The organism is Streptomyces sp. NPDC053755 (genome assembly GCF_040677675.1).
GTDB lineage: Bacteria > Actinomycetota > Actinomycetes > Streptomycetales > Streptomycetaceae > Streptomyces.
Window position 1 is genome coordinate 36725 of the sequence record NZ_JBFASK010000043.1, and the last position, 6991, is coordinate 43715.

Annotated in this window: 6 protein-coding genes; all 6 read right to left on the bottom strand. The window is 72.4% G+C overall.

What is annotated here, in order from left to right; all coding sequences use genetic code 11:
- Window positions 1–14: 14 nt before the first annotated feature.
- The gene (locus tag AB0K65_RS28830; RefSeq protein ID WP_365721582.1) at window positions 15–1382 is read right to left on the bottom strand and encodes a hypothetical protein; all 1368 of its coding nucleotides are present in this window, start codon (window positions 1380–1382) and stop codon (window positions 15–17) included.
- 100 nt (window positions 1383–1482) lie between these two features.
- Window positions 1483–2487 carry a serine hydrolase domain-containing protein gene (locus AB0K65_RS28835; protein WP_365721584.1) on the bottom strand — a complete coding sequence of 335 codons (1005 nt, stop codon included), beginning with the start codon at window positions 2485–2487 and terminating at the stop codon, window positions 1483–1485.
- Window positions 2484–3893, bottom strand: a complete 1410-nt coding sequence (locus tag AB0K65_RS28840) for an AMP-binding protein (protein ID WP_365721586.1) — start codon at window positions 3891–3893, stop codon at window positions 2484–2486. The genes AB0K65_RS28835 and AB0K65_RS28840 overlap by 4 nt, the downstream gene beginning before the upstream one ends.
- Complete coding sequence (locus AB0K65_RS28845) at window positions 3893–4408, bottom strand: acyl carrier protein (protein WP_365721588.1); 516 nt, start codon at window positions 4406–4408, stop codon at window positions 3893–3895. Before AB0K65_RS28845 ends, AB0K65_RS28840 begins: the two co-directional genes overlap by 1 nt.
- A complete protein-coding gene (locus AB0K65_RS28850; protein WP_365721590.1) occupies window positions 4398–5840 on the bottom strand; it encodes an AMP-binding protein in 1443 nt (480 codons plus the stop codon). The genes AB0K65_RS28845 and AB0K65_RS28850 overlap by 11 nt, the downstream gene beginning before the upstream one ends.
- A 102-nt stretch (window positions 5841–5942) precedes the next feature.
- Window positions 5943–6782: an inositol monophosphatase gene (locus AB0K65_RS28855; RefSeq protein WP_365721592.1), complete on the bottom strand. Its 840-nt coding sequence runs from the start codon at window positions 6780–6782 to the stop codon at window positions 5943–5945.
- Between the last annotated feature and the right edge of the window lie 209 nt (window positions 6783–6991).

Genomic DNA, 6991 nt, shown 5'->3' on the forward strand with positions numbered 1-6991 from the left:
GGGGGTACGCGCGGCTAGGGAAGGGCCGCCGCGATCGGACGGGAGCGGTACAGGTCCTTCGCGCGGTCGAGGATGTCGCCGACCCGCTGGTCGACGTCCGTGGCGGCCACGGCACAGAACCGGTTGAAGGTGCGGACCACCTCGAACGCGTCGGTCGACTCCCGCCACCGGGTGCCGAACAGCTGCAGGACGTCGTGGTCGGCCTCCTCGAAGATGCTGAGATTGCCGCGCGAGTACGGCTGGACGCCGTCGACGATCTCGCACCACGAGCGCTCCACCGAACTCGCCGCGAGCACACCGTCCCTCACCCGGGCGGGCCCGCCCTTCAGCAGGTAGTTGAACTCCGGCAGGCCGTCCAGCTCCTCCAGGTCCCGTTCCCGCGCGACGACGCGCTTGACCTGTTCGTATCCGTAGGGGGAGAAGAGGGAGGCACGGTAGCCCTCGACGACCGCCGCGTACTCCCGTGCCACCAGGTCCCGGAAGCTCAGGTCCGGGTCGACGGAGACGGAGCTGAAGGCGAAGGGGGAGTTCGCCACGACGCTCACGGTGCCCGGCACGGGCGACGGCCGGCGGTGCTGGGACCGGATCACGACCCGGCGTGTCGACAGATCGGCGCCGAGCAGGATCGCGTAGACGATGAGCGAGATGCCGGGCTTGCTGACGCGCAGCAGGGACCTGAGCCTCCCGAGCGTGCGTGCGTGTCCGGAGGACTCCACGACCCCGAAGGTGGCGGCCTCGGTCGGGTCCTTCCGCAGATTGGCCTCCGGGGCCTCGGCGAGGATGCGCTGCACGATCGCCAGGTTCTCCTTCTCCGCCTGCGCGAACGCAGGCGACCGCTCGGCGTCGAGCACCTCGGCGATCCGCGCCGCCCGCCCGCGCGGGGCGGAGCCGGTGAGGAACGCGCGGTATTCGTCCCGCAGCAGTTCCAGCCCGCTGCCGTCCACCGCGAGGTGCGAGACGACCGCGCCTCCCAGCCACCGGCCGCCGCGGTTGATCAGGAGGGGGACGAAGGCCTGGCCCCGGCGCACGAACTCGCTCTGGGTGAGCCCCAGGACACCCTCGCTGGTGAGCGGAGCGTCGGTCGAGTCGACCTCGATCGTCAGCGGGCGCACGTCTTCCCCCGGGCGCACGATCTGCCGGGGGAACGTGTCGGGGTCGGCGTGGTCGAGTGTGTCGTCCGCGGACTCGAACACCGAGGTCAGGACGTCGTGCCGGTCGGCCAGAGCGCGCAGCGCCGCCAGGACGCCGTCGCGGTCGGTGTGCGCCTCCTGCTCGTCGAAGACGATGCTCAACGGCCAGTGGGCGGGGTCCAGCCCACGATGGTGGAACATCTCGACCATGGCCGCCTGCCCCCATGTGAGGCCCGTTCGCTTGCTGTCCACCCGGTCTCCCCGCCTCGTGTCCTGCGTTGCTGTGTGCTCGTGGGCCGCTCGCCACGACCGCTCCCGCGTTCCGTGCCGGGCCCGGCACGGAACGCCCCGCTCAGTGTTCGTCGTCGACAAGGTCGTAGATGCGTCTCACCAGACGGCGGCGGCGCAAGAGGCTCTGCACCGGCTCCCGTACGAGATTGCTGACGTACACCACCGACAGTTCGCGGCGGGTGTCCGCGAGGACGAAGGACCCGGTGCCGGAGTCGGAGCCGAAGCCCTCCCGCCCCGGTTCCTGACCGAGCCAGCGCCATCCCACGAGTGCCCCGTGCGAGTAGTCGAAGGCGTGCTTGCCCTCGCCGTCCGTCGACAGGCCCCCGCCGACCGGCCGCTCCAGGTGTTCCACGGCGCGGCGCAGCGGCTCGGGCAGCGACTCCCGTTCCCTGCGGGAGGCGACGACCCCGAAGATCCGCATCAGGTCCTCCGCCGTGCCGCGGAAGCCGGAGCCGGGCCACGCGCAGGCCATGACGTCGGGTGCGTCGGCCCACCACAGATCGGGCTCGCGGTCGCCCGTCTCCCCGTTCATGATCGGCAGCGGAGGCGCTTCGCCGGGTGCCGGGGGGCCGAAGCCCAGGCGGGCGCCGAAGGGCTCGAAGGCGTAGCGCTTCGCGAACGCGGCCCTGTCCATGCCCGAGGCGCGTTCCAGGGCGAGCGCGAGTACGTACCAGCCCGTCATCACGGAGTACGCGGGCGTGCGCGCGGGGTCCACGGGAGAGCCGGCGATCCACCGCTGGAAGCGCGCCTCGGACCACCGGCCCGGCGTGGCGTCCCGGGTGATGCCGCTGGAGTGGGTCAGCAGGTCGCGGATCCGGACCGTGTCGAACCGCGGCCCGAACGCGTCCGGCAGCAGGGGCCGCACCGGATCGTCCAGAGCGAGGTCGGTACGGCCGAACAGGAAGTTCAGCGCGGCGAGGGCGAAGACCGGCTTGCTGACGCACAGCAGCGAGAACGTCTCGTCCTTCGCGCCCACCTGCTCGTCGTGGAGGGTCTCGCCCGCCCGCCGCACGATGAGGCGCTCCGAGACCGTGGCGGGCAGACGGCTGCCGTCGATGAGGTTCACGCCGGGTCCTTTCGGGCGTCTCGGTCCGGTCGTCCGGCGCTCGCGCGCCGGGCCGCGACGAGCGAGGTCAGGGCGGGGTAGTCGACCTTCCCCCGGCTCGTCCTCGGGATGCCGGGCACCGGCTCGACCGACATCGAGGCCGCCGGCAGGCCGGCCGCCCGCGCGGTCCGCGCGACGAGGCCGTCCGGATCGTCCTGGCCGCCGGCCACGCAGATGACGATCTCCGCGTCCGTGCCGATGACCGCCACGTCCCCCTCGCGCCGGAGGTACGTCTCGATCTCGTCCAGGCTGACGCGCTTGCCGAACTGCTTCACCATCCGGGTCTTGCGGCCCGTGATCCAGATGAACCCGTCGTCGTCCACGGTCGCCAGGTCGCCCGTCCGGTGGAACCCCCGCGACGGGGGGCGGCGCTCCAGGCCGCGGAGCGCGACGGCCGAGTCGACGTACCCCTGCATCACACTGGGGCTCCTGACCACCAGCTCGCCCTCGTCGCAGGCCACCTCGATCCCGTCGAGCGGTACGCCGACGGAGCCGACCTTGTCCGGCCTGCGGGTCAGGTCGAACGCCGAGACGCGTGTCATCAGCTCGGTCTGTCCGTACATGAGGAAGAACTGCGCCCCGTGCTCCAGCGCCAGGTCGAGATAGCGGCGCTGGACCTCGGGCTTCAGCCGCCCGCCGGAGTGCGTCAGCTGGCGCAGCGACTCCGGCCAGTGGGTGGTGAATCGATCCTGCAACAGCTCGTACATGAAGGAGACGCCGGCGAGATGGGTGACGCCGCCGGTCGACAGGGCGCCCCAGAACCTCCGTGACGTGGGCCGCTCCTTCGTCACCACGAGGCTGCCGCCGGCCGCCAGATGGGAGTGCAGCACCGACAGGCCGTAGGCGTAGTGCAGCGGCAGGCTCGTGATGGCGCGGCTGCGGCTGTCCAGTGCGAGCCGGTCGATGATGCCGGTGGCGTTGGCCCGCAGGCCCGGCTCGCCCAGCGCCACGCCCTTGGGCGCGTCCATCGAACCCGAGGTGAGCAGGACCAGCCTGGTGTGCGCCGTGCCCGACGCCCCGCCTCCCCGGCGCACCCAGTGGCACGGCTCGGCCTCGCCGTAGAGGTCCTGCTTCAGCGACGGGGGACCGACCACGAGCTGGGGCTCATAGGCCGCGACGGCGCGGTCCACGGCGTCCGGCCCGCTCTGCGGGTCGACCAGGAGGACCGTGGTCGGCGTGACGAACGAGGCGAGGTACGCGACGATCGTGCGGAGGTTCTGCTCGGCCATGACGGCGACGAGAGCGCCCTCCTGCCCGAGGTACCTCGCGGCGAAGTCGTCCACCAGACGCCCGAGCTCGCCGTAGGTGATCGCCTCGCCCTCGGCGACGACCGCCACGGAGTCACGCTCGCCTCCCAGGAGCCACATCAGTCCGCCATCCGGTCCTTGATCAGCCGCGCCACCTGCGCCGGGGTGCCGGCTTCGAACACCTCCTGCATCTCGAGCTGCACGCCGTACGTCTCGAAGACCGAGGTCGAGACCTCGATCAGGACCAGCGAGTCGGCTCCGAGGTCGAAGAGGTCGTCGTCCACGCCCACGACGGCGTTCTCGGTCGCCGCGGCGACGATCCGGCAGACGTGCTCCTCGACGTCGTCCCGCGCGGCCGTGTAGACCGAGCGGCTCTCCGCCGCAGCCCGCTCCACCAGCTCCATCGTCGGCTCGCCGACGGTCGACGGATCCTCCATGACGATCACCGGAGCCGGTGTCCCCCGGCCGAGGTGCTCCCACGTGAGGTTCCGGTACTCGACGGCGCTGACCGCTCCGCCGGAGCGGATCGCCACGATCCAGCGGTCCTGCGCGAAGGCGACGGAGCACGCGGCGACGTCGGGAAGGGACTCGACGAACGCGGCCAGATCGGTGGGCGCTATTGCATCAGTGGTCATCGTCACTCAATCTCTTCAACTTGCCGATGTCGTTACGGGGGAGGGCGCTGACGAACGAGAGCACATGGGGCCGGGACGCCGGCGGCAGCGTCCTGCGGCAGTGCGCCTTGATGGCGGAGGCCGTGGACTTCGTCGGTTCGTCCGCGATGACGAGCGCCTCGGCGATGCTGCCGAGCACGGAGTGAGGACGCGCCCGCACCATCACGTCCCGCACTCCCGGGAACGCGAGGATCGCGCTCTCCAGCTCGGCGGGATACACGTTCTCGCCCCCCACGGTGAACATGTCTCCGTCCCTCCCCACGAGGAACAGGTACCCCGCGCTGTCGAGATACCCCCTGTCGCCGACCGAGCCGTAGCCGTCGCTCGTCCGCCGGACACCCGGCGCGGTGTTGCGCGCGTGCGACAGGCTCCGCATGTACACCTCGCCCACGGTGCCGGCCGGGACCGGCCTGCCTTCGCGGTCACGCACGCTGATACGGGTGAGGTAGCCCTTCCCGACGGTGCCGGGACGCTCCGTCCACTCCCGCCCGGAGCAGAACGTGAGGCCGACCTGTTCGGTGGAGGAGTAGAACTCGTGCACCCGGGTCCGCCCGACGCGGTCGATCCACCGTCGCTTCGTCTCGTGGTCGCAGGGGGCCGCCGTGTGCAGGACGCCGTGCAGGCTGTCCAGGGCGGCCAAGGCGAACCGGTCGGCCGACGCCAGCAGGCGCAGGTGCGTGGGCGTGGTGCAGAACCACTCGACGGACTGCGAGCCGATGACCTCCAGGACCTCGTCGGAGTCGAAGGGCCTGCCCGTCACGGTGAGGCGGTGACCGTCGAGGAGTCCGGCCAGGGCGGGGATCAGGCCCGCCGCGTGGTGCAGGGGCAGCATGACCAGCTGGTTCAGCCCCGCACGCCAGCCGGCCAGCCGGTACAGGCGGAGCATCCCCGCGAGGGCGGCGGGGGAGAGGTCGAGGCCGATCAGTTTGGGGCGGCCCGTCGTCCCCCCGCTGTGCAGGAGCAGACGCCACCCGGCCGTGTCGTCCGGAGCGGGCTCACCCCGCGCGGCGAGCGTTCCCCCGTGCAGGACGCCGTCGAACCCGGCGGCGACGAGCCGCGCGCACAGCCGCTCCGACGACGCCGACCAGGTGCCGGCCCGCACCAGGCAGAGCCCCGCGCCCGCCCGTGCCGCCGCCAGGACGCCGACCAGCGTGGCGATCTCGTCGTCGGCCTCGCGCACGACGACCGGGCGCCGAAGACCATGAGCGGCGGCCTGCCCGAGCATCTCGCGCGTGGCCGACGACACCCTCGCCTCCACCTCGCCGAAGGTCAGTTCCGTGCCGGACCGCAGGTGGGCCAGGGCGATCCGGGACGCCTCGGCACCCTCCCAGGAGCGGCGCAGCGAGAGCTCGTCGCCTGGGGCGGTACGGGACGCGGACGGCTCAGCGGTCATGCGTCACCTCCGTACGGTGGTCCCGGCGCGATGCCGGGCGTACCGCGGCAGCCCTCGGCTCCGTGCGGTGGTCCCCGCGCGCGGTACCGCTCGTCAGCGCGTTCATCCCGGGAGCTTCCCCCCGGCCGCCGGCACCCCGGCACACAGCAGCTCCAGCACCTCGTCGTGGAGGGGGCCGTTGCTGACCACGAAGCCGCCGTCGGAGGCGGCCCCCGACGGGCCGCCGTCGAGAGCCGTGGCGCGTCCGCCCGCCTCGGCCACGATCAAGGCGCCCGGGAGCAGGTCCCAGGCCTCGCCCCACGGTTCGATCGCCACGTCCACGCTGCCGTCGGCGACGCGCAGATGCTGGAGGAAGCCGCCCCGGGTGCCGTGGGGGTACGACGAGCGGGCAAGCACCGCCTGCAGGTTGCGGTGGGGAGCGCCCGCGGTCCATTCGGCGAAGCCCGCGAAGGCGACCTCGGCCCAGGCGAGGTCGTGCCGGTCGCTGACCCGCACGGCTTGCCCGTTGACGAAGGCACCACCCCCGCGCCGCGCCCAGGCACGGAGGCCCAGGAGCGGCGCGGAGACGACACCGACGACCGGTTCGCCCTCGCGGAGGTAGGCCAGGAGTGTGCCGAACTCCGGGTCGGCGCGGGCGAAGTGCCGGGTGTGGTCGATCGGGTCCACCAGCCACCCGTCGACCTCGCCGGCGAGCAGCGCGCGTACCCCCTCCGGGCCGGAACGCTCCTCGCCGAAGACCTCGGTGCCCGGCGCGTGGCGGGCCAGCTCGCCGCGGATCGCGTCCTCCACGGCGAGGTCGGCGCGGGTGAGCAGCGAGCCGTCGGACTTCACCGACACCTCGCGCGGCTCCCGGTGAAGCCGCCTGAGGATCGTGTCGGTCGCGTCCACGGCGCGCTGGGCCGCGCCGAGGACGGTCTCGAGCTCGGCGTCGATCGGCGGCATCTCCCCTCCTCTTCGTGACGGACGGATTCCTCCGCGTCGGCGCGTCGGAATCCGGCCTCGCCTCGATTCAGCGGTTGGTGACGGTGTGTTGGATGGCTGCGCGGGGGTTGTCCCAGAACATGGTGTCGATCTGGTGGTCGGTGAGGCCGATGGAGGTCATGTTCTTGCGTTGGCGGTCGGGTCCGCTTTGGCCTGCGGCGACTTTGCCG